Raw genomic sequence first — 25071 nt, 5'->3', positions numbered from 1 at the left:
AGATCTCGTTTTCAAGTTGTTGTGAGTCATGGTAGGTTATTCTTTCATAAATCAGTTCTTATGAATAAATATAAGGAAATTTTTGGAGTTGACATTAGCAAAGATGTGTTTGATGTTTATGGAAGTACAAGTGGTCATAATCAATTTAAAAATGATGCCTCCGGATTTAATTTTTTCTAAAAAATCTTCCTAAAAACTCATTAGTAATTATGGAAGCCACAGGTTATTATCATTACAGGTTAGCTCAATTTTTATACAAGCAAAGTGTTATTGTCTCTGTTGTAAATCCATTATCAATAAAGCGTTTTATTCAAATGAAATTGGCAAAAGTTAAAACAGATAAAAGTGATGCCAAAGCAATTTGTGATTATGGAATGATAAATGAAGTTCCATTATACAATGCTCTTACAGATGTTCAAAGTGAATGTTTACAGCTCTTTAGGTGGTTAGATAGTTTAATAAAAAAACGAACAGCTACCAAGAATAAAATTCATGGAGAAGAAGTGTTAGGGGTTCCATCAAAATGGGTCTATCGCTCTTTAATTCGTGTTAAAAAACATTTAGAAAGAGAGATTAAAGGCATAGAAGAAAAGTTACTTACTTTAGTAAAGCAAGAACAACAAGCTCAATTAACACTTTTAACCAGTATTCCAGGAATAGGATTAAAGACAGCATTATTTTTAATCGTTGTGACAGGTGGTTTTGAAAAGTTTGAAACAGCGGCTCAACTTTGTAGTTATGTAGGAATCACACCAACAATAAGAGAGTCTCGAAGTAGTGTGAGGGGTAGAGCAAGAATTAGTAAGGTGGGTAATAGAAAGCTACGCAATCTTTTGTTTTTGTGTTCATTTACAGCTTGTAAGCATAATAAAGGTTGTAGAGAAATTTATGAGCGAATTGTAAACAAAGGTAAGAGTAAGAAATTAGCTTTAATTGCGGTTTCTAATAAGTTGTTAAAACAGAGTTTTGCAATTGCCAAATCTGGATTAGCATATGATGAAACTTATGTTTCTGTATTGTCTAAATAAATAAGTTTAAAAAAAAATAAAGCTCAAAATACCAAGTAAAAGCATTTTGAGTCTAAAATAATATTGAATAGATTTAACGAAGAAAATAGTTGTTTTTTAGCTCAGTTCTTTGTTGGGCATTGGCTTTTTTTATTTTTAGTTGATATATTATTCCGTATATCAGTCCGATTACTCCACCAAGATAGCTAAAATTATGCATTGTTCCAGCAGTCAAAAAACTTTTTCGGTCATTCAATTCCGCTGGAAGATTCCAATTAGCATTTAAGTTTGAGATTAAAAACTGACCAACCAAAATTCCCGCGATTCCAATTCCGATTGCGATTCCCAAAATCCGAATTATTGCTCCGAAAGAGCTTTTCCACATAATTTTAGCAGTCGGTTGAAAAAGTCCAACGATTCCAATTATCAGTCCTATTAAAAGTCCAAACCACCAAGTTGAGGCAATTCCGATTAATCCTGCACTCATACGAGGAAAGTCAAGAGTATATTTAACTGACCAAAATTGTTCAAATTTAAATTCTGTAAAATATTCAGTTGAGATTGAGTAGGAAATTTGGTTGTGTAAAAATCCGTAAATCGAAGCGAAAATTATCGATAGAAAAATTATTAAAATTAAAAGTCCGATTTTTTTCGCCATTCTGTTTTTCAGCTTGTGCCCAACGTGTTTATATATGGTTTGTTGCGTGGTTAAGCAATGAATTTAATAAATAAAAACTAACCAAGAAAATCCGCGAGGATTTTCGAAAGTAAACAAAAAGCCAGCAATAAATTATATATGGTGTTGGCATTAGTATTTTTTAAAGTTTTTACCTTTTTCAATCAGCATAGGAATCCAACGTGGTGTTTTATAATTCCTAATACTTTTTGCTACAGGAACTTTAAATACATTTCCGTCAATCATTGCAATAAATAAAGTTGTCGGTTTTATTTTAATAATATCATTATCTATTAAATCTATGAAACTATCAATACATTTTCTTGAAATATCATTCATCATTACAATGTTCGTTTCTTCTCCATTTTTTCCTGAAACCGTCCAAGAGAAGTTTCCAGATGAAATTTCTTTAAATTCTTCGTGACTCTGAAGTCCATTCATAGTTATGTCATCATATTCTTTCAGCCAATTCACTACGTAATCTTTAATATTATTATTCATTTTTAAAATCTATATTATGTTCAAAAAAACTCAAATTCAATTAACAAAAGAGATGAAATAATTTCTCACTTAAACAACACTAAAAATTTTCGTTCAAATCCAGCTTATAGCGACATTCAGTTTAAAAAACTTAATTTTTTTCAAAAACTAAAAGCTCTTTTTTTAGCGATTTTCTCATATTAATGCCAACGTGTTTGTGTTATGATTAGTTGCGCGTTTAAGCAACTAATCTACTAAATAAATCACGAACGGCGAAAATCCGAAGGATTTTCCAAGTGAGCTAAAAGCAGCAATTAATTATACACGGTGTTGTACAAAGTTTTTTTATTTTATTCGATTGTATGTATATCCAGAAGGATGACTAATATTTCCAGTTCTACTTTCTCCACCATTATCTATTTTTCCATAATTTAGAATTGTTAAATTGCTTTTTGTAGAATCAATATTATAATTCCAAATTTCATTATTTGAATGTAAAAAGTCAGAATAACTTGGGAAATAATTCATTAATTCACAAAATTTTATTTTCAAACTGATATTAGGATCGTTTGCTTTTAAATTTTGTTTACTTGTGTAATAAAAAATAGAATCTTTAGTTATACGTAAAAATTTTCCAAGTTTTTCATAGTGTTTTTTATCTTTCTCACTTTTTATTTTACTTAATATCTTTATTTTCCAATTTCCTTCTATATTTCTAATTAACTTTTTCCTTAAAGTAGATTTTAAAGAGTCAGATAATTTCAAAGATTTTTTTCCTGTTTTACTTTCAGGAAGCAATTCATATGCAAACCTGTAAGAAGAAAAAGCTCTATTTATTTGACGTTCATTTAATTCCATTTCAGCCTTCTTATACCAATTATTTTGTGCTTCAGCATCCTTTTTTTCTTGAGCAATAATTAAAATCGGAATTAGGAAAATTATCAGAAGTAGCTTTTTCATAATTTTGTACAACGTTGTTGTATAAGATTAGTTGCGTGTTTTAAGCACTAAAGTTAGCAAATAAATCACAGATAGAAAGTCCGCGAGGACTTTCGTAAATTGGCTAAAACCAGCAATTAATTTTATACGGTGTTACCAACAGTTATTTTTTTATTTTCAGTATTTTGATTGTTATAATCCTTTATAATTTCTTTCAAAATTTTCGAATCTTTTTTAAATGTTTTTTCGAATTTTCCCCAATTCGTTAAGGTCAATTTTTTTGGCATTTCAACGATTCCAATTATCGAATCCCAAAAAGCATCCCAATTATTTCCATAAAATTCAGGGAAGTAAAGTCTTTCCGAAAAAGTGTCGTGAAAATCTTTAATACTCACAATTTTTCCAAGGTCAATAATTTTTATTTCGGGGTTTAGTAATTCGTTTAGTTCTTGTTCAACGTCTTCTAAAATTCGGTTTTGATACCATTCGACAGGTTCAAGTTGTTTTTTCAAAGCGTCAGAATTCCATTGATTATATTCAGTTTCTATTGGACAATTATCAAGTACGCTTTCATAACCAATTGCAAGACCAATTGTCAGAAATGGTCTTTTAATTTTTTCTTCTTGTTCAAGATATAATTCTCTTAATTTTCGAGTTGCCAAAACAATTTCAATTTTACCGGATTTAATCTTTTTAAGTAATTCAATTGTTCTCCATTTTTCATATTCTTTCCAGTCAAAATGTTTCTTAACAATCGATTTTATAAAATTCTTGGTCTCTCTACTTTTAAAATTAAAAGCTAATAAATCATTATAATCGTCTTCTTGAATTATATTTTCAAGCACTTTGTTTTTATAAATCCAACTTTCAAATAATTCCAATGAAATGTCATCGTTTAGGAATTGATAAAACTTGATTCTATTCGGATTTATGTTGGTCATTCTAATTGTTGGTAACGTGTTTGTGTTATGGAAAGTTGCGTTTAAAGTGAACGGCTATTTTCCGAAGGAAAATAGAAGTTTACAAAAATGCGACTAACTTTGATTAAGCTAAAATTAAGCAATTTTTTTTACACGGTGTTAGCTGACGTTTTTTAATTCGGTTTAGTTTTATTCCGATTTTGCTGGATTTTTTCCCCAATCACACCAAAAGTTAAACTTTTTTTCAGTTAATTTTTCTTTCAAATTTTTATTCATTTCTATAATTATAAGATTTTCGTGAGTATTTGTTGCAAAAAATTCTTTTCCATTTTTCACAAAACTCATATCTTCATAATTATAACCATTCCAATCTCCGTATTTTTTTGATTTGATAAATTCCTTTAATTCATCTGATAATTTATATCTGACAAAATAATTTCCATTAGAGTAAATTTTTTCACCCCTTTTGTTTTTTTCTACTAAAAATTCAGAAAGAGATTCAATTTCAAGTGTAATTTCTTGATTTGTATAAAGTACATTGAATTCAACAAATTCAGCCTTTTCAAGAGCATAATCAAGTAAATATTGCCACTTTTCTTCTTCTCCATATTTCAATGAATCGTCACAATAGTATCTGTTTTCGGTGTTGCTCATAAATGACAGCTAACGTGTTTGTACAAGGTTAGTTGCGTGGTTTAGCAATAAAGTTAATAAATATTAACTGACAAAGAAAATCCGCGAGGATTTTCGTAAATGAGCAAAAAGCAAGCAATTAATTTTGTACGGTGTTGGCTGTAGTTTTTTATATTTTTTCACTCAATTCTTTTGGTAATAACTTTTCCAAAATCATTTTCTGTTTCTTTTCAATTACTAAAAATTTCCAGTTTTTTTCTCCATTTTCAGAAATTCCGTAAACATCTTTTTGAGATTGAATTTCAAAAAAATCTGTTTTTTCATTATAAACAACATTTTCAGAACCAAAAGTACTTTCTAATGATAATTTAGTTAAATTTATTCTCGCTGTTTTTTCGTCTTTTGTTTCTCCCTCTTCTCCTTTTATTTTCATATTCATTTGATTTGAATAAGTTAAAAGTGAATAGTATTTAGACTCAATTTCCTTTTTGTCTTTTACTTTCAAAATTTTCGGGTTTTTGATTTCAAATTCCATACTTGGATTGCTAAATGTCATTTTCATAACTTTTATCATTTGCGATTTTGGAATAATTTCAAAAAACTCAGGTACTATATATTCCATAGATTTTTCGAATTCCATATTCACAATTGTGCTCAAATAATCGTTAAATTCCTTCTTTAATTCATTTTTATAATCTTGAGCAATTCCGATTGTTGAGATTGTCAGAAATAGAATTGTAAATAAATGTTGTTTAAATTTCATATGTTAATTTTGATTTCGATTTTTAATTACAGCCAATGTGTTTGTATATGGTTTGTTGCGTGGTTTAAGCAACTAATTTAGTAAATAATTACTGACAAAGAAAATCCGCGAGGATTTTCGTAAGTAAGCAATAAACCAGCAATAAATTATATATGTTGTTGGCTGTAGTACTTTATTCGAAAATTTCAAATACTTTCCATTTCAATAACTCAATTTTTCTTTCTGTATCATATTCTTTTGCAAATTCTGAAATGATTTTTAAATATTCTTTATCTGGACCACAAACTAAATTTTCGGCTTGTATGAAAGTTAGTATATCCACATAAATTGTACTTTCAGGACTAACTTTATTTACAATTTTATTACAAGTATTATATACTGTTGTGCCTTTTGAAAGAGGAAATATTGAGATTCTATTAAGTAATTCATTTTTTGAGTTTCCTTCTATAATTAATGGATTATCGGAAAGAAGGTGTAGTTGTGGACTATTTTTAGGCGAATATGATAATTTCCAGTTTTTTGCAGTTTCTACTCTATTAACTTTAAAATAATCTTCCATTGACCTCATAATTTTTGAACTTTCCATAAATGATGGTTCATTAATTATTCTTTCAAACATTTCTATTGGAGCATTTTCTCCTGTATTTTTATTCCTAATACCAAAAAATGAGTTTTCTTGTTTTAAGTTTTTAATATATTCGATTGCACTTTCATCTTGAGAAGGTATTCTTCTATAAATTGTTGAAATAAATAACATTAATTGAAATACATCATAAGCAGTAAGTGCAATTCCGTCAAGGTTTTTAATTAGTTTTTTATAAGTTGGTGCAAATTGATTCTCTCCAAATCTATGTAAACCTTCGACAAAATCAGTTTTCTTTCCTTGTAATTCAAATGTGTTTCTGTTCCATTCAAAAAAGATTTGTTTGGGACTTTTTCTACCATTTTCAATTTTACCTTTATTTTTATTATACACAGAAACTTTACCGTCAATTCCGACAAAGCCTTTTATATAAAATTCAGGTAAATAATGATGTCTTTTGGATAAAGTCACTTTTTTTGTATTACAGCCAACGTCTTTATATATGGTTTGTTGCGTGGTTTAAGCAGCTAATTTAGTAAATAATTACAGACCAAGAAAATCCGCGAGGATTTTCGTAAGTAAGCAATTAGCCAGCAATAAATTATATATGTTGTTGGCAACAGGCTTTCTTTTTTTCGTTCCGATTTTTATTTTATTCGTTCATTTCAATTATTAATTTTTCTCCGTAGTTCAGGTTTTTAAAGAAACTCAATTGTCTTTCAAATATATAACCGTTTTGCGTGAATTCCATAGTTTGATTTTCGGTCTCGATTTTTAATTTCATTTCTTCTATTGAATATTCTCCTAGCACAATTCTAAAATATCTCGCAATTAATTTAGAAACTCCTAATTTCAACATAATCCACATTGGTGATAAAGTCAGAGGTTCAACGCTTTCTTTTCCACGTATTAATTTTATGTATTCGATTTCCGATTCTTTTATTGTAAACGCACTTGTTTTATTAGACAAGTTTGACCTTAAAAGAATTCCTCCTGAATATTTTTCAAAACTACATTTAGAGTTTTCTTTTATAAATTCCGTCGAATTATTTTTTGCTTTAAAAGACTTTAGATAAAATGATGAACTTCCAATTGCTTTCGGTTTTTTCCAATCGATTTTTGTCGGTTTTCCAATATTTTTCTCGATTGTTCTTGAGTTCATTTTTTTTCGTTGAGTTCGTTTTTCAGCTTGTTGCCAACGTGTTTGTGTGATGATTAGTTGCGTTATTAAGCAACTAATCTACTAAATAAATCACGAACGGTGAAAATCCGAAGGATTTTCCAAGTGAGCTAAACGCAGCAATTAATTATACACGTTGTTGTAAGTAGTTTTTATTCAAATTACATTGCTCCAATTACAAACGGAACTTTAGAGTTTTCAGAATAATCTCGTGAAAAACCGGAATTTTTAGCTTTCAAAATTACTCCTGAACTTGTTGCGATTCCTTTAAAACCATCATTACAATCTACTTCTAAATTTAATTTTTTGATTTTTCCGCTTTCGGTAAATTCGGTTTTTGAAAAGTCAACGTTTATATTCTTTTCAGCTTTAAATTCAGATGCGATTTTGGTTAATTCAATTTTGGTAGTATTTTCCGTAATTATTAAGAATACTTTTTCAGAGTCCGTCGAATATTTTGTTTCTGATTCTTTTGAGCAACTTAATGCTAAAATTCCGAATAGAATTAAAATTATTTTTTTCATTGTTTTATTTTTTTCTTTTTGTATATTATTTTCACTTTTTGTTACGTTTTCCCCAAATTACTTACAACGTTGTTGTATAAGCTTTGTTGCGTGGTTTAAGAAGTGAATTTAATAAATAAAACACGAACGGCGAAATTCCGAAGGAATTTCCCAAGTGAGCCAAAAACAGCAATAAAGTTTATACGGTGTTGTGCAACGTTTTATTTTATTAATTTCAATATCGCTTTTCCGTAAAATAAAACACCTACAGCAATTATTAAACAAAGGAATAAACCTGTTCCAAATCCAGCGCGAAACCCTTCTCGAAATCCCTGAACCACCATTAACATAATAATATAAGCTAAAAAGCCTGTTCCAAATTTCAACATTCTCTCAAGTCCGTTCATTTTCTGTGTAAATAGCAGAATAAAGAATGGTATAAAAAAACTTAATAAAAAAGCTCCAATTCGACTATTCATATTTGCATTTGAGTCTAAAGTCAAGAATCCGATTACTGACATCAAAAGCAAATTCAACAGAACAAGAAATACTGCATTAACGATTATAGAGCCGATGGGTTTACCATTATTTTGGTCAATTTTATTTGTGAAATAACTACTATTAAATTCAAGTACATCACAAATTAAATTCAATGTGTTTCCTCTTGGTTCATTTTCATTATTTTCAATTCTCTGAATTGTTCTTAAGTTGACTTTTGATAATTCAGCTAATTCTTCTTGAGTTAGTCCTTTTGATTTTCGAAGTTCAAGAATTTTATTTCCTATAGAATTTTTCATATAAATGGTTTTTCTCAAAGTTATAAAATCATAGAAGGTTTGATAACGGTTTTACTTTGACATTTTTATGACATTAGTGTTTGTCGTTTAAATGTCCGAAGTTTGTATTGTCCTGAAATAGGTTGACCTTTTTTTGATGTTTAAAAGGTTAATAATTCCAGATTATTTTTATTTTTTCGATACGATTTATATTCAATATTTTGATTTATATGCACATGTTTAGGAGTGTATAAATCGAGACTTAGATGTGGTCTTAGGTTGTTGTAAATATAAACGGCTCTTTTAGTAATCTTTTGTGCTAATTTAGTGTTTTTTATTATTGTTTTCAAACCATATTCATATTTTAAAGTTCTATTAATTCTTTCCGCAATAGCATTTTCATAAGGGTCATGTTTTTCAGTCATACTCATTTTTAATCCATTTGATTCAGCAAAACCAGCGTAAGTTGGATTGCAATATTGTAAGCCTCTATCTGAGTGATGTATTAATTTTTGATTTGGGTATTTACGGTTTTTAAGCGCCATTTTTAAAGCATCTATACAAAGAGATGTTTTCATATGTGAATCTAGTTTATATCCCATTATTTGTTTAGAATAGGCATCTGTAACTAAAGCCAAATAACTATGTCCTTTTTGAGTTTTAATATAGGTTATGTCTGTTACCCAAAGTTGTTCAGCTCTTGTAGGGGTTTTATTAGTAATTAGGTTTTTGTATTTATAAAAATGATGATTAGAATTAGTGGTTGTATGATAGTTTTTAGTTCTAGAGATCAATAGTTTATGGTTTCTTAAGAATGTGTAAAACTTATCTCTCCCTATTTTAATTCCTTGTTTTTTGATGTCGTTTTTCAATTCATGATATAGTTTTTTAGCGCCTAATTTCTGTCCAATTTTGTCACGACATTTTTTAACTAATTGGATTAAAATACGTTCGTTGTTTTGCTTTATTTTGTATGATTTTAAGCGTTTATAAAAAGCTTGTTTAGTAATCCCAAAACATTGAGTTAACCATTTTCTTTTAAACGGTTTTGTTTCTTTTTCTGAATCTCTTCTGCTAATGTTTTGGGCAATGACTTTTTTGACATATCGACTCCAGTAATGATTTCCATGTCTGCAATTATATCTTGTTGGAAGTCTTTTACAAATTCCAGTTCCTCAATTTTTTCTTTGAGTTTTTTAATTTCGTCTTGTTTACTCATACCTAATTTCTTTTGATCTAAGGTACTATATTTTTTTATCCAGTACTGAATAGTTGCTCTAGAAATATCGTATTTTTTAGCTGCATAATTTACAGAAATCCGTCCATTATGAATTTGGTCAATGATGAATAATTTGAGTTCGAAACCGACTTTATTGTAGTTCTTTTTTCGGCAGGGTTGTTTTGTTTTTGTGCTCATAGTTTAACTAAAGTTGTTTAATTTTTAGTCAACCTATTTCAGGATTTTACAGTTTTTTTAATGTTGCACAACGTGTTTGTATATGATTTGTTGCGTGGTTTAAGCACTAAAGTTAGTAAATAAAAACCAAATTAAATGCTTGCGAAATTTTTCGTAAGTAAGCTAAAATTAGCAATAAATTATATACGGTGTTGTATTTTCGTACTTTATTCCGCAAACTTGCTAGCGTTGGAGAAGACATACTCTTTTGCAATTTTTGGCTTTGTGTGGTGGCTGTAGCGAATTGCAAATGTGTATGGCTTTCAGCGTTGGCTTATCTTGGTCCCATAAATCTATCTCCATTGAAATGAATCATATGACCTGGCATTTCACAAATCCAAATTTCAGTTTCCCAAGCAATTTTACTCGACCATTTTTTGAATTCTTTAAAGTCGGGAAAAGCTGTGACATAAACTTTTCCAGCATCACATTTTTCCAACAATTGCTCTAATTCAACAATTCTTTTTGGAGAAACGGGTCCGTGAGAAGTAACAGCCTCAATTAAAAATAGCCAATTTTTCTCTCTGTCGTACAATACAACATCAGGTAATTTACTATGTTGGTCGATTGGGATTCCAATTTCAGACATAGTTTTATTATCTGAATATAAATCTTTCAGTTCTGTATCTCCTAAATATAAGAGTTCACTATTTTCTGCAAATTCTGGTCGGAATTGTTCAACAATTGCAGCTTGAACTTCATTATGTTTTCCAGAAGACAATGAAAGTATCTTTCCACTTGGTAATTTTACAGGAACTCTAACTACTTCTCTTTTTTCGCATAAGCTTTTGCTAAATTCCCAATAGAATCTCTAAAGTTTTTTGCATTAGAATCCCAATTTTTTGTTCCAAAAGTTTGAATTACTTTCAATGCTTCTTTAGAAATTGCATAATGAGCTCTTGGGCTATTTACTGGCAAGTTAGGAATGTCTGGATTATAGTCTGCAACTCTAGCTTGTTCAAATTGATGTAATACAAATCTTCGAACTGTTTCTCTCGTGTTTGCTGCATAATCTTTGTTATAAACTTCCGAGAAAAATTTCATTATTCCCTTAGTAACTCCTAAACTTATTTTTTTAGAATCTTTCCAATCGTCTTTTTCAGAAATATTACAAAGTGCTAACAAAGTTAGAGCAGACATTTCATTTTGTTGTGATTTTGGTAAGCCTAAATCTTTTAGAATTACTTGTGCTTCTTCAATTTTAGTCATTTATTAATTCAATATTTTCTATAAGCCATTGGCTTGTAATTTCATTAATTGTTTTTTCTGAATAATCGTTTTTTTCAATAAGTTGATTTCCAACTTCTCTAATTGTTTCAATAGGAGGAAAGGGCATTAATCTTATTTCTGTAGCACTAACATTTACATTCCCATTAAAAGTTCTGAAATAGGTGTCGAAAATGTTAGAGTTTAAAAGTGCAGCTATTCCAACAGCTTCATTTTCTTGTAACTCTCCTTCTAAATTATAAATGTAATTTAACTTATTTTCAACGCCAATTAATTTGTTTTTGTTGTAGTGAGAAAAATATGGAGCAGCAATTAAGCGACTTTTATCATCTTTAGAACTGAAACGTCTTAAAAAAACGAAGTTTTTGTTAGGTAATAATAATTTTTCTGACTTTTCTGTCATATTTATATATTGGCTTTTCTTCGGAATAAAATTTGGCCAATTAATAGACATTTTAGTCACATTATGTAACCAATACAAAGGAGTAAGAAATATTGTAGTGTTTTGATAAGTTTCAAATAAAAGGTCTCTTGAACGAAAAGAAACTACTCGACCAGTTGATATTTGAATATTAAAATCTATTAAATTATTTTTCCAAGACTTAAATAATTGCATTACATTTTCTTCATAGTTTGTAGTTGGAAGATGTAAAATTTTTGCTTTTGATTTAAGGTCAATAATTTCTGAAATGTGATATTCTTTTAGTTTAGATTCTTGTAAATCTTTTAATCCTTCTGATGTTGAAATAGTAACATTTTCTGAATTATTTTTATTTCCTTTTAAAATCAACAATTCTTGTAAAACACTATCTCTATCAAAAGTTTTACTTCTTGATTTAAAAAGATGAACGAAATTTAAGTTTATTTGGCTAAAAAAATAATCTCTAAAAGAATTAAAATATTGACCGAAGCGAAGCTTCTAGGTACAATAAAAATTAATTCTCCATCTTTTTTTAGCAGATTAACAGAAACTGCCATAAAAAATGAATAAATATTTGATTGTCCTTTAACTAAATTTTGAAAAAGTTTAACTCTTTTATCGTCTTTTGAAAGTTTAAAATATGGAGGATTAGATATTATGTAATCAAATGATTCTCTGTGTTTTTTTAAAGAAATAGACATGTCTTCTATAAAATCACTAGCCAAAAGTGTGTACTTGAATTTAACATTTTTCTCTTTAAGCCATTTTTTTAAATTTTGTAAAGATTGTTCTGTATAAGGAAAAAGTTTGATGTCACTTTCATAAGCAACTAATTCAATTGAATTAAGTCCAAATTCAACAATTTTTTCAATTAAGGAACAAGTCAAAATAGCTGTTCCACAACCTGGGTCTAAAATTGTAATATTTTTAGAAGTTGGTTTAGACGCAATACTTCCCATAAAATCTGAAATTTTAGTAGGTGTAAAAAATTGACCTTTAATTTTCTTATGTTCTTTAGAAACAGTAGAAGCATATTCAACACCAAGTAAGTCGGCAAATTGACTTGGTAAAGTGTTCAGATTATTTTCTATTTCTATTTTTGTTTGCATTTTTCAAAGTTACGAAATTCAGTTCGAGCGTTGGAAAAAAATAGCTCTTTTGGTTTTTTCAGCGTTTGATGTTGCGTTGGAAAAAACCAAAAGTGCTATTTTGTGCGGCTGCTGCGGTATGAAATACAACGTGTTTGTACAAGGTTAGTTGCGCGGTTAAGCAATAAATTTACTAAATAATTACTGACAAAGAAAATCCACGAGGATTTTCGTAAGTAGGCTAGAAGCAAGCAATTAATTTTGTACGGTGTTGGCAAATCGTTTTTTATCTTAATTTAATCATATTCACTCCATAATAACCATAAGTTCCTGAAGGAAGGTGTTTCATATATTTATGTAAAAATTTTTCAAAGTCAATTTTCTCGTGAATTAAATTCAGGATTTTTTGAGCTGTTTTCTGTTTTTCAGGAAAATCCTTGTTTTCCTTTCCTCCTGGATAAATAGCTTCGAAATTTAGTTTTCTATTTAATTTATTTGTTAAAATTAGGATATTAGTTCCATCACCATCTAAAGCACCAACACAATTATATTCTCTTGAAAAAACATTCCCACAACCTTTCAGCGTTTCAATATTTAGCATTTTAAAGTCATTCATTAATTTTTCAGTTAATAATTCAGGAATTGCAATCTTTTGAACAAAGTCTTTGGTTTTTCTTCCATATCTTGTTAAAACATTTATTAAACGTCCTTTATAGTTTCCTTCTTTAAATTCAATTAATTCTATTGTGTGAATTGAACTATATTCAACGCGATAAATCCTTTTATGTAAAATACTGTCAAATTCAGTTTTAAAGCTTTCTTTTTTATTATTCGTTTGTGAATTCAAAAAGCCAAAATTCAAAATAAAGATTAAAATCAGTAGTTTCTTCATAATGTTTGCCAACGTGTTTTTGTATGGTTTGTTGCGCCTTTAAGCAACTAAGATAATAAATAATAACTAATAAAGAAAGTACGCGAGTACTTTCGTAAATAAGCTAAAAATGAGCAATAAATTATACAAGGTGTTGGCAACCGTTTTTAATTCCGCCAAAAGTAAGTTCAAACAATTTACTTTTTACCGGAAGTGTTTTTGGGTTTTATTTCTGATTTCAAACTTTCAATTATTTTATTTTTTTCTTTCAAATCTTGATTTAAGGAATGAAAACGTTGATTTAATAATTCTAAATTCCGATTTAATGAATCGTGAGATTTATTTAATGAATCAAAACGTTTTATTAGTAAAAAATTTTCAGTCTTTAGATTCGATTTTTTATATTGAAAATATTCACTTAGACTCCATAAGAGCAAGGTTAAAAAAGCAGTTAAAATGATTCCAAATAAGGTAATTTTATTTCCGTCTGATAATTTTTTCCACCAATCTAAAAATGGTGTTATTATTAAAAAATATTCTCTTTCAAGAGTCCATCCATTTTTTTATATTCGTTTAACTCAGATTTTTTAGCTAATCTATATTCAGGATTATGTATCCATTTAGGGTCATATGGTATTCTGCTTATTTCATATCTTTTCATTCCTTTTGAGTGTGATTGGTAATGGTTGCCAACGTTGTTGTGTAAGAAATGTTGCGGTTTTTTCAGCGAGGAATTTCCGAAGGAAATTCAGAAGTTGATAAAAATGCAACAACTTTTATTTAAGCTAAATGTAGCAATTTTTTTTACACGGTGTTAGCTGACGTTTTTTAATTCGGTTTAGTTTTATTCCGATTTTGCTGGATTTTTTCCCCAATCACACCAAAAGTTAAACTTTTTTCAGTTAATTTTTCTTTCAAATTTTTATTCATTTCTATAATTATAAGATTTTCGTGAGTATTTGTTGCAAAAAATTCTTTTCCATTTTTCACAAAACTCATATCTTCATAATTATAACCATTCCAATCTCCGTATTTTTTTGATTTGATAAATTCCTTTAATTCATCTGATAATTTATATCTGACAAAATAATTTCCATTAGAGTAAATTTTTTCACCCCTTTTGTTTTTTTCTACTAAAAATTCAGAAAGAGATTCAATTTCAAGTGTAATTTCTTGATTTGTATAAAGTACATTGAATTCAACAAATTCAGCCTTTTCAAGAGCATAATCAAGTAAATATTGCCACTTTTCTTCTTCTCCATATTTCAATGAATCGTCACAATAGTATCTGTTTTCGGTGTTGCTCATAAATGACAGCTAACGTTGTTGTATAAGATTAGTTGCGTGTTTTAAGCACTAAAGTTAGCAAATAAATCACAGATAGAAAGTCCGCGAGGACTTTCGTAAGTAGGATAGAACTAGCAATTAATTTTATACGGTGTTGTAAAACGTTATTTATTTTCAGTTTCTATTTTTATATGATTCAATACTCGTTTATGTATTCTGTGAATTATAAAGTCAGACCAAGTTTTCCAGTAAATTTCTCGGTGTAATATCTACTTTATACCAAGTCGTTCCTTCTAATTCCGTTTTATTTTCTCCGATTTTGGTAAGTTTAAATTGACCTTTATATGACTTGAAATAACCATCTAAATGTGGTGGATGAATTTCCCAAAACGGATTAAATTCATTCATAGGAATTGGTTGTTCTTTTACGTCAAATTGTAATAAATTCGGTTCGTTCCAAGTTGTGATTGGTTCTACAAAACTACCAGTTGTAAAATTACAATATCTTATTGCTCCAATTCCAGTTCCTTTAATAGTTGCGTTTGTTGGATATGAAATTCCAGTTTTAAATATCCAGTCAGTTGGTTCGTCTATTTTGTCAAAAGTCACAACGTTTTTCCAAACATTCTCAATATTTGAGTTAACAATAACTTTCGTTCTAACAGGAATTAAGTTTTCAGGTTCATTAACATAGTCGAAACTCATTGAACTTACGCTAAGGATAAGAAGTCCAATTGTTGTATTTGTCGGATTTATCCACTTTCCGAATTTGCTTTGTATCCTAAATAAGAGCCAAGCCAAACTAATAAAGCGATTAATGGCAAAGACATTGCAATACAAATCATTCCTTCAATTGCGAAAATCAAAAGTCCAATTAAAACAATTCCGAGTGTTAGAAAACTTAATTTATAACTCTCTTTTTTACTTATTTCTGATAATTTTCCATTAATAAAAGGTGGAAGAAATCCAATTATGAATGGAATAACAAGAAATACAGTCCAGCCATATTCTTTAAAAATTCCAATTTCTATATATCCTAAAATCGCAGATACGATTAAAGTGATTAAAATTGAAAATAGTTTCGGGTTTTTCTTCATTTCTAGGATTTCTGTATTGTCCTGAAATAGGTTGACCTTTTTTTGATGTTTAAAAGGTTAATAATTCCAGATTATTTTTATTTTTTCGATACGATTTATATTCAATATTTTGATTTATATGCACATGTTTAGGAGTGTATAAATCGAGACTTAGATGTGGTCTTAGGTTGTTGTAAATATAAACGGCTCTTTTAGTAATCTTTTGTGCTAATTTAGTGTTTTTTATTATTGTTTTCAAACCATATTCATATTTTAAAGTTCTATTAATTCTTTCCGCAATAGCATTTTCATAAGGGTCATGTTTTTCAGTCATACTCATTTTTAATCCATTTGATTCAGCAAAACCAGCGTAAGTTGGATTGCAATATTGTAAGCCTCTATCTGAGTGATGTATTAATTTTTGATTTGGGTATTTACGGTTTTTAAGCGCCATTTTTAAAGCATCTATACAAAGAGATGTTTTCATATGTGAATCTAGTTTATATCCCATTATTTGTTTAGAATAGGCATCTGTAACTAAAGCCAAATAACTATGTCCTTTTTGAGTTTTAATATAGGTTATGTCTGTTACCCAAAGTTGTTCAGCTCTTGTAGGGGTTTTATTAGTAATTAGGTTTTTGTATTTATAAAAATGATGATTAGAATTAGTGGTTGTATGATAGTTTTTAGTTCTAGAGATCAATAGTTTATGGTTTCTTAAGAATGTGTAAAACTTATCTCTCCCTATTTTAATTCCTTGTTTTTTGATGTCGTTTTTCAATTCATGATATAGTTTTTTAGCGCCTAATTTCTGTCCAATTTTGTCACGACATTTTTTAACTAATTGGATTAAAATACGTTCGTTGTTTTGCTTTATTTTGTATGATTTTAAGCGTTTATAAAAAGCTTGTTTAGTAATCCCAAAACATTGAGTTAACCATTTTCTTTTAAACGGTTTTGTTTCTTTTTCTGAATCTCTTCTGCTAATGTTTTGGGCAATGACTTTTTTGACATATCGACTCCAGTAATGATTTCCATGTCTGCAATTATATCTTGTTGGAAGTCTTTTACAAATTCCAGTTCCTCAATTTTTTCTTTGAGTTTTTTAATTTCGTCTTGTTTACTCATACCTAATTTCTTTTGATCTAAGGTACTATATTTTTTTATCCAGTACTGAATAGTTGCTCTAGAAATATCGTATTTTTTAGCTGCATAATTTACAGAAATCCGTCCATTATGAATTTGGTCAATGATGAATAATTTGAGTTCGAAACCGACTTTATTGTAGTTCTTTTTTCGGCAGGGTTGTTTTGTTTTTGTGCTCATAGTTTAACTAAAGTTGTTTAATTTTTAGTCAACCTATTTCAGGATTTTACATTCGTTCTAATGTTTTACAACGTGTTTGTGTATGATTTCGTTGCGTGTTTCAGCAACTAATTTAGCAAATACAAACCGAATAGAAAATCCGCAAGGATTTTCGTAAGCAAGCCTGTACTAGCAATGAATTATACACGGTGTTGGGCACAGTTTTTATCCGTTCAGTTTTTCGTTTATCAGCTTATCAAGTCCATTAAAGTCCGCAACATTAATTTCCGTTTTAGAAATATCATTGTATGAATTCAGATGTTCTCCTTTGGAAATCACAAAAACATCTACATTTTCTAACAACTTAATTCCGCTAATAAATTCATTCATTTTATCTCTCACAATATTACCTTGAGAAATAACTACATAAACAAATTTTATGTCAGACGAAATTTTAATTCGTTGATTGATTTTTGTCCTACCATCTTTGTAATGTGCATATTTTTCTTTGATAATATTTAATTGATTATTTCTGTCCTTTGCTTGATTTAAGAATTCAAATCTTTTATAACCTAAATCTGTTTTAATATCGAAGAAGCAATTAACAATATTATCTTTCGTAAAAGCAATGTCTCGGTCTTAACAATAATGACCTTTTACCACTTTTGTTTTTTAATTCAGTTCCTTTAAAAGAAATTGGTGGGTCAATTAATATTTTAATTCTATTTGGCTTAGTTAGTTTTTCTGCACAATAGCATCCAAATAAGTCTTCTGTAATTGACGATATAGAGTGACTTGTTCCTCTACTTAGAACATTTGAATTTGATTTCGGCAAATAAGAACATTCTCTTGCGTCCAAATATGCTTTTCTTGTTTTCTCTAAAAATTCTGACTGTTTCAATAAGTTAGTTTTTAGGAACTACGTATTCAGCTAATTTTACTCCTTTGGTCAATTCCGTCAAATAGGATGCCGATATTTCTGCTTGTGTGATAATGTCCTTTTTTGAATATTCACTTTCCTTTATTTCGGTCGCAAATTTAATTCCGAACAAATGTATCATAGCAACTGAATCTCCTTTCGGTGCGTTATTATACATTTCGCTAAGTTTTGTTCCTAATTCATTTAAGGTCATATTTTCTGTTTTTTATTGTTCAGATTGTTGTTTGGTCAAATTGTGCCCAACGTGTTTGTACAAGGTTAGTTGCGTTGGTTTAGCGTAAATTTACTAAATAATTACTGACAAAGAAAATCCGCGAGGATTTTCGTAATTAGGTAAAAAGCAAGCAATTAATTTTGTACGGTGTTAGGCACTGGCTTTTTAATTCCAAAATTGTTTCAGTTTTTTCCAAAAGTTAGTTTTTTCAATTTTACTTTTATTTTCTTTTTTAGCTATTTTTTCAATAAATTTCTCGGGATTCGTCAAAAAATCTAAAGCTCTAGAATTCTTTAAATCTCCAATTATTAATTCAAGTTTAGGTAGAAACAAAATTCCTTCATTATTATAAACTAAAAGTTCATTTTTCTCGCAAATTTCAAGCATTCCAGTTAGGAAATTTTCAATATTTCTTTTCTTTCTCAAGTCAACTCTAAAGCTAAATTCTCCAATAACTTTAGAGTATTTATTAAATGCTATAAAACAATCATTGTCTTCTTCAAGGTTTTCATTTCCTTTCCAACTGATTGATTCCAAAGAGTCTTTACTCCATTCTGCTCTTTTAACAAGTTTGTCAATATTTTCAACTAATTCCGATTTTTTTATTTTAGAATTTTTCCACCAATTGATTGTATTTGCATCTTCAAAGTTTGGTTCAGGCAAGTTTTCAATATCAATTACATTTTCCCAATATTTCTCCCAAGCTTCTTCATTAACTTCAAGTTTATTTGGAATTTTTCCAAATTTTCCCAAAACAGATTGTTTAGGAATAACAGTAAGTTGATATTGCCAAATAGCCATTTTTTGAGTGTTGCTGTATTGTCCTGAAATAGGTTGACCTTTTTTTGATGTTTAAAAGGTTAATAATTCCAGATTATTTTTATTTTTTCGATACGATTTATATTCAATATTTTGATTTATATGCACATGTTTAGGAGTGTATAAATCGAGACTTAGATGTGGTCTTAGGTTGTTGTAAATATAAACGGCTCTTTTAGTAATCTTTTGTGCTAATTTAGTGTTTTTTATTATTGTTTTCAAACCATATTCATATTTTAAAGTTCTATTAATTCTTTCCGCAATAGCATTTTCATAAGGGTCATGTTTTTCAGTCATACTCATTTTTAATCCATTTGATTCAGCAAAACCAGCGTAAGTTGGATTGCAATATTGTAAGCCTCTATCTGAGTGATGTATTAATTTTTGATTTGGGTATTTACGGTTTTTAAGCGCCATTTTTAAAGCATCTATACAAAGAGATGTTTTCATATGTGAATCTAGTTTATATCCCATTATTTGTTTAGAATAGGCATCTGTAACTAAAGCCAAATAACTATGTCCTTTTTGAGTTTTAATATAGGTTATGTCTGTTACCCAAAGTTGTTCAGCTCTTGTAGGGGTTTTATTAGTAATTAGGTTTTTGTATTTATAAAAATGATGATTAGAATTAGTGGTTGTATGATAGTTTTTAGTTCTAGAGATCAATAGTTTATGGTTTCTTAAGAATGTGTAAAACTTATCTCTCCCTATTTTAATTCCTTGTTTTTTGATGTCGTTTTTCAATTCATGATATAGTTTTTTAGCGCCTAATTTCTGTCCAATTTTGTCACGACATTTTTTAACTAATTGGATTAAAATACGTTCGTTGTTTTGCTTTATTTTGTATGATTTTAAGCGTTTATAAAAAGCTTGTTTAGTAATCCCAAAACATTGAGTTAACCATTTTCTTTTAAACGGTTTTGTTTCTTTTTCTGAATCTCTTCTGCTAATGTTTTGGGCAATGACTTTTTTGACATATCGACTCCAGTAATGATTTCCATGTCTGCAATTATATCTTGTTGGAAGTCTTTTACAAATTCCAGTTCCTCAATTTTTTCTTTGAGTTTTTTAATTTCGTCTTGTTTACTCATACCTAATTTCTTTTGATCTAAGGTACTATATTTTTTTATCCAGTACTGAATAGTTGCTCTAGAAATATCGTATTTTTTAGCTGCATAATTTACAGAAATCCGTCCATTATGAATTTGGTCAATGATGAATAATTTGAGTTCGAAACCGACTTTATTGTAGTTCTTTTTTCGGCAGGGTTGTTTTGTTTTTGTGCTCATAGTTTAACTAAAGTTGTTTAATTTTTAGTCAACCTATTTCAGGATTTTACATGCTTTGCGCTTGTGCCTAACGTGTTTGTGTATGATTAGTGGCGTGTTTTAAGCACGGAATTTAGCAAATAAAAACCGAATAGAAAATCCGCGAGGATTTTCGTAAGTAAGCGAAAACTAGCCATTAATTATACACGGTGTTGCCACCAGTTTTTTATTCTTCTGCTCGTTTCTTTTCAACTTTCAGAATATTATTTTGAATGTCCTTCATTATTATTTTTCCCCACCAACCAGCATAAAAATTAAAAGTAGTGTTCATTTTGAAATTACTATATAAATGCAAACGATATTTTCCTTCGGTCAGCTTTTCAAGTTCATAAGTTCCATTTAATACATCAAAATATTCTCCTCCGATTAGAATGTGCTCGTCAAGAGTTGTTGATGGAATTTCATAAGTATTTGCCTTAATTGAAAAGACCATTTTCTTATTTTCTTCATATTCCGTAACTGTTTCTCTGAAAATTAGTCCATTAGTAAAAATCGCTTCTCGATAAGCTCCAATTCCATTATAATTCAATTCAGCTTTTAAAGGTCTCGGAAATCCTAAAAATTCTGTCAAATATCCAGTATCTTCTTCTTTTTCAATAGTTCTGACTCTTGTTACATTTTCCCATATTTTCTCTGCACTTGAATTAATATCTATGTAAGTATATGCTTTATATGTGCCTGGAATTTTTTCAATTAGCTGCTCCATAGGTGAAATTAAAAAAGGAATAAGGATTAGTAATGAAATGTTTAATTTGTCATTTCTCTTTTTTAGTTTTAAGTAACCTCCAATTAATCCTCCAATTGATGCTGCTATTAAGAAAACAGGAAGAATCATTAACCAACAAGCCCAACCTTCAATAGCTAAAGCAAGTGTTATTATAAGAAATAGAATTATAGGAATCCAAGGTGTGAAAATACGATACCATAATTTTTGAACTTTATTCCTATCGGAAAGATAAACAGTTAATGCACCAACTATTGTTGGAAGAAGAAAAAGGAATGTAATTGACATTACAGAAAATAGTTCATTCCAATCTTTAACTCCGAATGCTAATCTTAAAATTATTGCGTAAAGAGTCGGAATTCCAATTGTAATAAGGATGTTTTTTGTCGTTTTGTTCATTTTTCAAATTGGTGGCAACGTTGTTGTGTAAGATTAGTTGCGTGATTTAAGCACTAAAGTTAGCAAAAAAATCACAGATAGAAAGTCCGCTAGGACTTTCGTAAATTGGCTAAAACCAGCAATTAATTTTACACGGTGTTGGCAATAGTTATTTCTTTTTAAATAAATAATTTTCATAAATTTTATCTAATTGCCTTTTTATTATAATCGGGTCAGTTGGAGATTTTTCAATTGGTAATGTCTTTTTATAAAAAGCAATCTCATTTTTTTGAGAATCAATAATTACAGAATATAGTGAAAGATTTGATTTTATTGGAACTGGAGCAAAAAGCCCCAATGTTAAAACTCCAACAGCAACCCCTTTAGCTACTTGTCCGCCATAATTTCCTTTTCTTCTTCCAAATCCGACACCAACGATTCCAAGAGCAAATCTTTGGTTTTTAGATTCAAGGATTGAATCAATTACAGGAGTTATTTTAATTCCTTCTAATTTCCTTTTTTGCATCGCTGATTGAATTAAGAAAGATAATTCGTTTTCAACTTTTTCATTAATGGAACTATTCTCAATGATAATTTTGTTTTTGATTTTATACAAATTTTTATTAGAATAAATTACAGAGTCAATTATTCTTTTAGATTCCAAAGATAAACTATCATTCAATTCAGATTTATTCCCTTTTTTTATTAATTGAATATAAGAATATGGTTCAAAGTATTCTATGTTCGTAACTTCATTTGTAGGCGTTGCTGAACTCAAATATTTGTTAGTTACGCAACTTTGGAAAATAATTCCTAATATTATAATTCCAATAAATTTTTCTTTCATATTCGTGATTTTTTTAATTATTGCCAACGTTGTTGTATAAGAAAAGTTGCGTTTTTTGTGTGCGAGGAATTTCCGAAGGAAATTCAGAAGTAGCAAAAAACGCAACTACCTTTGCTCAAGCACTAATTTAGCAATTTTTTTATACGGTGTTGCCAAACGTATTTTATTCATAAAAGTCACTTATTCAAATATTACAGCGTAAACTTTTCTAATTAAGTACTTTTCGTTTTCTCTTTTTTCAAGAAAATAATATGTATTCCCTAGTCCGTCAAATCCTCCTTTTTCACTAATTTTCAGAAATTCCTTTCGGTCTTTTATTATTTTTAAATCGTTAAGCTCATTTTTATCAATTAATTTATCATATTCTTTTATAAAACTGAATACAACTGAAGGTTTTTCATAGACGTAATAATCATACTTTGGATCTTCTTCCGAAATCGTAATCACTCCATCTGATTTTGATTGTTTTAAATTCGGTGTATTATTCTTTTTTGTTCTAACTTTTTTGTCATAAAATAGACTGTATCCAGTGAAAGTTTTCGGCTTATTTGAAATTTGTGTCTTTATAAGTGAATCATTCTTATTTATTAAAAAGTAAATATCATTTTGAGCAATAGTCAAGTTACAGAATAAAGTAAAAATAAAAAGACAAAATATTTTATGATTTCCGATTTTCATATATGTTTGGCAACGTGTTTGTGTATGATTAGTGGCGTGTTTAAGCACCTAATTTAGCAAATAAAAACCGAATAGAAAATCCGCGAGGATTTTCGTAAGTAGGCGAGAACCAGCCATTAATTATACACGGTGTTGGCGGTAGTTTTTTCAATGATACTTTCTTAATTCCATTAAAAACTTCGCCATTTTTATTAAATCTCTTCGTTGTTCATTTGTAATTCCTTCTGGGTCAAAATGCATTACATCATTTCTTATTAGTCGGATTTTGTCTAATTGCTTTATAAAATGAGAACGTTCGATTGATAAATTTAATTTTTCCCAATTTTCAGGTTTTCCAACTATACGAATATAATCTCCAAATGTTAGGTCATCTATAAATTCTATTTCTCTTTCTAGGTCTCCAATTTTACAGAATTCTTTTAAGTCAGAAATCAAAAACTTTTTGTCTAAAATTTGTCTTATATGGTTTTCTATTTGTTCAAGTAAAATAAAAGGTTCTGTAACTGAAAGGAATTGGGTGCTAATATCTGCGATTGTTACAATTCCGCTAATAGTTTTATCAGATTTATATACTAAAACGAACTCTTTATCGATAACTATTGAGATAGCCTCAAGTAAAGGTGTTTCATAACTTAATAAAGTAACATCTTTATTTATATAATCTTTTACGTCTTCTGATTTATGACCATTAGTAATTGCACAACCAATAGTTTCCCAATTAATAAATCCAACAACAGTTCTTGGTCCATTCATTACAGGTAGTTGAGAGTAATTATGCATCATCATTAAAGTTATTGCTTCCTTTAATTTAGCATCCTTTGTTACAAAAATCGGTTCATTATTTGAAGAAGGAAGTAATTTTATTCTTTGAATTGGGTCAACACCATTCTTTGTTGTTGCTTTTTTCTTATGTTTTAAAGTTATGTCTCCGTCAATCCAGTTATTTACATAATTTGGGACTGTTTCAAGTTGATTTTCATTTAAGAACCTATTTATATAAGCGACATTTCCGAAGTTCTTTTTTCGCAACCAAAAAAGTATAATAATTCACGAGATGAAATTTCAAATTCCTTATCATTTTCTTTTATTTCCTTAACTAATTCTAAAAATTCTTCCTTTATCATCTTTTTTTCTAGGTGTTTCTTAAATTACCGCCAACGTGTTTGTACAAGGTTAGTTGCTGTGGTTAAGCAATAAAGTTAATAAATAATTACTGACAAAGAAAATCCGCGAGGATTTTCGTAAGTAGGCAAGAAGCAAGCAATTAATTTTGTACGGTGTTGTAACCAGTACTTTTAATCCCACCATAACCAAAGTCCGTTCATTTGCTTAATCATTAATTTCAAGTTTTCGATTTCTCCAACACCTTGGTCAACAGAATCAGGGCAAAATTCATAAACTTCTTTTGAAAATTCATCTAAATCTACTGGCATTTTCTTAAATTCCAATTCAAGCCAATCTCTTCCACATCCAATTATGTTCAGCCCAAACTTATCATTCCATTCAGATATTTTTGAAACAATATCTTGATTTTCTAAATCGTGATTAATTCCATCTGTTCTTCTATAACGTAAAATATCGAGGTCATTTTTCCCTTTTATTATTCCAATACTTCTTAAATCGTCTATTCCAGTGTAAACAAATATTAAATATCCTTTTTTTCTAAATTTTTCTTTAAGTTTTCGAACTATAGAATTTCCTTTTTCTTCTGAAGTTATCGAGCTAATTCCGTTATGAAATTGCTCCAAAATATCTCCGGTTTCTTGGTCGATTCCTGGTAACTGAATTAATTCATTTTTCGTTTCTTTTTTCAGTTCTTTTATAAGTTCGATTTCAAAGCCTAACTTATTCACTAATTCAGTTTCTTTTGGTGAGAGATTTTTTGCTCCACAACCAAAAATTGATAAAATTCCCATAATTATAAATACCTTTTTCATTTAGTTCGAATTTTT

At 28.9% G+C, this 25071-nt stretch carries 34 protein-coding genes and 1 pseudogene; 1 reads left to right on the top strand and 34 read right to left on the bottom strand.

The features are described 5' to 3' along the window. The first annotated feature begins 60 nt into the window (after positions 1–60). A pseudogene (locus tag ACZ1HD_RS14310) lies at positions 61–1028 on the top strand (IS110 family RNA-guided transposase). Positions 1029–1101: 73 nt separating this feature from the next. On the opposite strand, the gene ACZ1HD_RS14305 reads toward ACZ1HD_RS14310, so the two are convergent. The 34 genes from ACZ1HD_RS14305 to ACZ1HD_RS14140 all read right to left on the bottom strand — a co-directional run bounded on the left by ACZ1HD_RS14305 (position 1102) and on the right by ACZ1HD_RS14140 (position 25056). Next, positions 1102–1665 carry a hypothetical protein gene (locus ACZ1HD_RS14305; RefSeq protein ID WP_472687836.1) on the bottom strand — a complete coding sequence of 188 codons (564 nt, stop codon included), beginning with the start codon at positions 1663–1665 and terminating at the stop codon, positions 1102–1104. A gap of 150 nt (positions 1666–1815) precedes the next feature. Continuing rightward, complete coding sequence (locus ACZ1HD_RS14300; protein WP_472687835.1) at positions 1816–2157, bottom strand: hypothetical protein; 342 nt, start codon at positions 2155–2157, stop codon at positions 1816–1818. A 351-nt stretch (positions 2158–2508) separates the two neighbouring features. Beyond that, positions 2509–3123 (bottom strand): hypothetical protein, encoded by a 615-nt coding sequence (locus tag ACZ1HD_RS14295; RefSeq protein WP_340932522.1) that lies wholly within the window; start codon positions 3121–3123, stop codon positions 2509–2511. Positions 3124–3245: 122 nt separating this feature from the next. Then, entirely contained in the window at positions 3246–3983 is a 738-nt protein-coding gene (locus ACZ1HD_RS14290) for a barstar family protein (RefSeq protein WP_472687834.1), read from the bottom strand. A 228-nt stretch (positions 3984–4211) separates the two neighbouring features. Further along, positions 4212–4637, bottom strand: coding sequence for a hypothetical protein (locus ACZ1HD_RS14285; RefSeq protein WP_472687833.1), 426 nt, complete (start codon positions 4635–4637; stop codon positions 4212–4214). Positions 4638–4824: 187 nt separating this feature from the next. Further along, complete coding sequence (locus ACZ1HD_RS14280) at positions 4825–5418, bottom strand: hypothetical protein (RefSeq protein ID WP_472687832.1); 594 nt, start codon at positions 5416–5418, stop codon at positions 4825–4827. A 172-nt stretch (positions 5419–5590) separates the two neighbouring features. After that, on the bottom strand, positions 5591–6472 hold the full coding sequence (locus ACZ1HD_RS14275) for a DUF4238 domain-containing protein (protein ID WP_036827682.1): 882 nt from the start codon (positions 6470–6472) through the stop codon (positions 5591–5593). 181 nt (positions 6473–6653) lie between these two features. After that, positions 6654–7163 (bottom strand): hypothetical protein, encoded by a 510-nt coding sequence (locus tag ACZ1HD_RS14270; protein WP_472687831.1) that lies wholly within the window; start codon positions 7161–7163, stop codon positions 6654–6656. Positions 7164–7342: 179 nt separating this feature from the next. Further along, on the bottom strand, positions 7343–7705 hold the full coding sequence (locus ACZ1HD_RS14265; protein WP_472687830.1) for a hypothetical protein: 363 nt from the start codon (positions 7703–7705) through the stop codon (positions 7343–7345). A gap of 200 nt (positions 7706–7905) precedes the next feature. Next, complete coding sequence (locus ACZ1HD_RS14260) at positions 7906–8481, bottom strand: helix-turn-helix domain-containing protein (RefSeq protein ID WP_472687829.1); 576 nt, start codon at positions 8479–8481, stop codon at positions 7906–7908. A 140-nt stretch (positions 8482–8621) separates the two neighbouring features. Then, entirely contained in the window at positions 8622–9470 is an 849-nt protein-coding gene (locus tag ACZ1HD_RS14255; RefSeq protein WP_472689365.1) for an IS3 family transposase, read from the bottom strand. 14 nt (positions 9471–9484) lie between these two features. After that, on the bottom strand, positions 9485–9877 hold the full coding sequence (locus ACZ1HD_RS14250; protein ID WP_472687780.1) for a transposase: 393 nt from the start codon (positions 9875–9877) through the stop codon (positions 9485–9487). 313 nt (positions 9878–10190) lie between these two features. After that, the gene (locus ACZ1HD_RS14245; RefSeq protein WP_472687828.1) at positions 10191–10637 is read right to left on the bottom strand and encodes a BsuBI/PstI family type II restriction endonuclease; all 447 of its coding nucleotides are present in this window, start codon (positions 10635–10637) and stop codon (positions 10191–10193) included. Between the two features lie 41 nt (positions 10638–10678). Then, positions 10679–11125 (bottom strand): hypothetical protein, encoded by a 447-nt coding sequence (locus tag ACZ1HD_RS14240; protein ID WP_472687827.1) that lies wholly within the window; start codon positions 11123–11125, stop codon positions 10679–10681. Then, the gene (locus ACZ1HD_RS14235; protein ID WP_472687826.1) at positions 11118–11936 is read right to left on the bottom strand and encodes a hypothetical protein; all 819 of its coding nucleotides are present in this window, start codon (positions 11934–11936) and stop codon (positions 11118–11120) included. The genes ACZ1HD_RS14240 and ACZ1HD_RS14235 overlap by 8 nt, the downstream gene beginning before the upstream one ends. Before the next feature lie 68 nt (positions 11937–12004). After that, positions 12005–12673: an Eco57I restriction-modification methylase domain-containing protein gene (locus ACZ1HD_RS14230; protein WP_472687825.1), complete on the bottom strand. Its 669-nt coding sequence runs from the start codon at positions 12671–12673 to the stop codon at positions 12005–12007. Positions 12674–12938: 265 nt separating this feature from the next. Continuing rightward, positions 12939–13544 (bottom strand): hypothetical protein, encoded by a 606-nt coding sequence (locus ACZ1HD_RS14225; RefSeq protein ID WP_472687824.1) that lies wholly within the window; start codon positions 13542–13544, stop codon positions 12939–12941. 807 nt (positions 13545–14351) lie between these two features. Beyond that, positions 14352–14792: a hypothetical protein gene (locus ACZ1HD_RS14220; RefSeq protein WP_472687823.1), complete on the bottom strand. Its 441-nt coding sequence runs from the start codon at positions 14790–14792 to the stop codon at positions 14352–14354. Between the two features lie 249 nt (positions 14793–15041). Continuing rightward, positions 15042–15515, bottom strand: a complete 474-nt coding sequence (locus ACZ1HD_RS14215) for an SRPBCC family protein (protein WP_472687822.1) — start codon at positions 15513–15515, stop codon at positions 15042–15044. Positions 15516–15562: 47 nt separating this feature from the next. Then, entirely contained in the window at positions 15563–15907 is a 345-nt protein-coding gene (locus ACZ1HD_RS14210) for a hypothetical protein (protein WP_472687821.1), read from the bottom strand. 49 nt (positions 15908–15956) lie between these two features. Beyond that, positions 15957–16805 (bottom strand): IS3 family transposase, encoded by an 849-nt coding sequence (locus ACZ1HD_RS14205; protein WP_472689365.1) that lies wholly within the window; start codon positions 16803–16805, stop codon positions 15957–15959. Between the two features lie 14 nt (positions 16806–16819). Further along, a complete protein-coding gene (locus tag ACZ1HD_RS14200) occupies positions 16820–17212 on the bottom strand; it encodes a transposase (RefSeq protein WP_472687780.1) in 393 nt (130 codons plus the stop codon). Between the two features lie 204 nt (positions 17213–17416). Next, positions 17417–17593, bottom strand: coding sequence for a hypothetical protein (locus ACZ1HD_RS14195; protein ID WP_472687820.1), 177 nt, complete (start codon positions 17591–17593; stop codon positions 17417–17419). Positions 17594–17801: 208 nt separating this feature from the next. Continuing rightward, on the bottom strand, positions 17802–18092 hold the full coding sequence (locus ACZ1HD_RS14190) for a hypothetical protein (protein WP_472687819.1): 291 nt from the start codon (positions 18090–18092) through the stop codon (positions 17802–17804). Between the two features lie 4 nt (positions 18093–18096). Beyond that, positions 18097–18324, bottom strand: a complete 228-nt coding sequence (locus tag ACZ1HD_RS14185; RefSeq protein ID WP_472687818.1) for an HTH-like domain-containing protein — start codon at positions 18322–18324, stop codon at positions 18097–18099. Positions 18325–18510: 186 nt separating this feature from the next. Continuing rightward, positions 18511–19146 (bottom strand): hypothetical protein, encoded by a 636-nt coding sequence (locus ACZ1HD_RS14180; RefSeq protein ID WP_472687817.1) that lies wholly within the window; start codon positions 19144–19146, stop codon positions 18511–18513. 51 nt (positions 19147–19197) lie between these two features. Further along, complete coding sequence (locus ACZ1HD_RS14175; protein ID WP_472689365.1) at positions 19198–20046, bottom strand: IS3 family transposase; 849 nt, start codon at positions 20044–20046, stop codon at positions 19198–19200. A gap of 14 nt (positions 20047–20060) precedes the next feature. Next, positions 20061–20453, bottom strand: a complete 393-nt coding sequence (locus tag ACZ1HD_RS14170) for a transposase (RefSeq protein WP_472687780.1) — start codon at positions 20451–20453, stop codon at positions 20061–20063. 205 nt (positions 20454–20658) lie between these two features. Continuing rightward, positions 20659–21615 carry an SRPBCC family protein gene (locus ACZ1HD_RS14165; RefSeq protein ID WP_472687816.1) on the bottom strand — a complete coding sequence of 319 codons (957 nt, stop codon included), beginning with the start codon at positions 21613–21615 and terminating at the stop codon, positions 20659–20661. Between the two features lie 148 nt (positions 21616–21763). Then, positions 21764–22441 carry a hypothetical protein gene (locus ACZ1HD_RS14160; RefSeq protein WP_472687815.1) on the bottom strand — a complete coding sequence of 226 codons (678 nt, stop codon included), beginning with the start codon at positions 22439–22441 and terminating at the stop codon, positions 21764–21766. Positions 22442–22621: 180 nt separating this feature from the next. Next, the gene (locus tag ACZ1HD_RS14155; protein WP_472687814.1) at positions 22622–23119 is read right to left on the bottom strand and encodes a hypothetical protein; all 498 of its coding nucleotides are present in this window, start codon (positions 23117–23119) and stop codon (positions 22622–22624) included. A 147-nt stretch (positions 23120–23266) separates the two neighbouring features. Beyond that, on the bottom strand, positions 23267–24148 hold the full coding sequence (locus ACZ1HD_RS14150; protein WP_472687813.1) for a CBS domain-containing protein: 882 nt from the start codon (positions 24146–24148) through the stop codon (positions 23267–23269). Then, entirely contained in the window at positions 24112–24243 is a 132-nt protein-coding gene (locus ACZ1HD_RS14145; RefSeq protein ID WP_472687812.1) for a hypothetical protein, read from the bottom strand. The genes ACZ1HD_RS14150 and ACZ1HD_RS14145 overlap by 37 nt, the downstream gene beginning before the upstream one ends. A gap of 171 nt (positions 24244–24414) precedes the next feature. Continuing rightward, positions 24415–25056 (bottom strand): DUF4253 domain-containing protein, encoded by a 642-nt coding sequence (locus ACZ1HD_RS14140; RefSeq protein ID WP_472687811.1) that lies wholly within the window; start codon positions 25054–25056, stop codon positions 24415–24417. Positions 25057–25071: the final 15 nt, after the last annotated feature.

The sequence above is a fragment of the Polaribacter sp. HA6-7 genome (assembly GCF_055693625.1).
The sequence above is the reverse complement of the archived record's forward strand: the minus strand, read 5'-3'. Positions and strand labels throughout refer to the sequence as shown.

What these genes read in the sequence shown, in the direction of transcription:
- ACZ1HD_RS14155 (WP_472687814.1), bottom strand. Translation starts at nt 23,119, where the DNA reads ATGAAAATCGGAAATCATAAAATATTTTGTCTTTTTATTTTTACTTTA.
- ACZ1HD_RS14270 (WP_472687831.1), bottom strand. Translation starts at nt 7,163, where the DNA reads ATGAACTCAAGAACAATCGAGAAAAATATTGGAAAACCGACAAAAATC.
- ACZ1HD_RS14230 (WP_472687825.1), bottom strand. Translation starts at nt 12,673, where the DNA reads ATGCAAACAAAAATAGAAATAGAAAATAATCTGAACACTTTACCAAGT.
- ACZ1HD_RS14265 (WP_472687830.1), bottom strand. Translation starts at nt 7,705, where the DNA reads ATGAAAAAAATAATTTTAATTCTATTCGGAATTTTAGCATTAAGTTGC.
- ACZ1HD_RS14180 (WP_472687817.1), bottom strand. Translation starts at nt 19,146, where the DNA reads ATGGCTATTTGGCAATATCAACTTACTGTTATTCCTAAACAATCTGTT.
- ACZ1HD_RS14200 (WP_472687780.1), bottom strand. Translation starts at nt 17,212, where the DNA reads ATGAGCACAAAAACAAAACAACCCTGCCGAAAAAAGAACTACAATAAA.
- ACZ1HD_RS14280 (WP_472687832.1), bottom strand. Translation starts at nt 5,418, where the DNA reads ATGAAATTTAAACAACATTTATTTACAATTCTATTTCTGACAATCTCA.
- ACZ1HD_RS14185 (WP_472687818.1), bottom strand. Translation starts at nt 18,324, where the DNA reads ATGACCTTAAATGAATTAGGAACAAAACTTAGCGAAATGTATAATAAC.
- ACZ1HD_RS14250 (WP_472687780.1), bottom strand. Translation starts at nt 9,877, where the DNA reads ATGAGCACAAAAACAAAACAACCCTGCCGAAAAAAGAACTACAATAAA.
- ACZ1HD_RS14295 (WP_340932522.1), bottom strand. Translation starts at nt 3,123, where the DNA reads ATGAAAAAGCTACTTCTGATAATTTTCCTAATTCCGATTTTAATTATT.
- ACZ1HD_RS14225 (WP_472687824.1), bottom strand. Translation starts at nt 13,544, where the DNA reads ATGAAGAAACTACTGATTTTAATCTTTATTTTGAATTTTGGCTTTTTG.
- ACZ1HD_RS14145 (WP_472687812.1), bottom strand. Translation starts at nt 24,243, where the DNA reads ATGATAAAGGAAGAATTTTTAGAATTAGTTAAGGAAATAAAAGAAAAT.
- ACZ1HD_RS14140 (WP_472687811.1), bottom strand. Translation starts at nt 25,056, where the DNA reads ATGAAAAAGGTATTTATAATTATGGGAATTTTATCAATTTTTGGTTGT.
- ACZ1HD_RS14160 (WP_472687815.1), bottom strand. Translation starts at nt 22,441, where the DNA reads ATGAAAGAAAAATTTATTGGAATTATAATATTAGGAATTATTTTCCAA.
- ACZ1HD_RS14215 (WP_472687822.1), bottom strand. Translation starts at nt 15,515, where the DNA reads ATGAGTTTCGACTATGTTAATGAACCTGAAAACTTAATTCCTGTTAGA.
- ACZ1HD_RS14210 (WP_472687821.1), bottom strand. Translation starts at nt 15,907, where the DNA reads ATGAAGAAAAACCCGAAACTATTTTCAATTTTAATCACTTTAATCGTA.
- ACZ1HD_RS14260 (WP_472687829.1), bottom strand. Translation starts at nt 8,481, where the DNA reads ATGAAAAATTCTATAGGAAATAAAATTCTTGAACTTCGAAAATCAAAA.
- ACZ1HD_RS14305 (WP_472687836.1), bottom strand. Translation starts at nt 1,665, where the DNA reads ATGGCGAAAAAAATCGGACTTTTAATTTTAATAATTTTTCTATCGATA.
- ACZ1HD_RS14165 (WP_472687816.1), bottom strand. Translation starts at nt 21,615, where the DNA reads ATGAACAAAACGACAAAAAACATCCTTATTACAATTGGAATTCCGACT.
- ACZ1HD_RS14170 (WP_472687780.1), bottom strand. Translation starts at nt 20,453, where the DNA reads ATGAGCACAAAAACAAAACAACCCTGCCGAAAAAAGAACTACAATAAA.
- ACZ1HD_RS14240 (WP_472687827.1), bottom strand. Translation starts at nt 11,125, where the DNA reads ATGACTAAAATTGAAGAAGCACAAGTAATTCTAAAAGATTTAGGCTTA.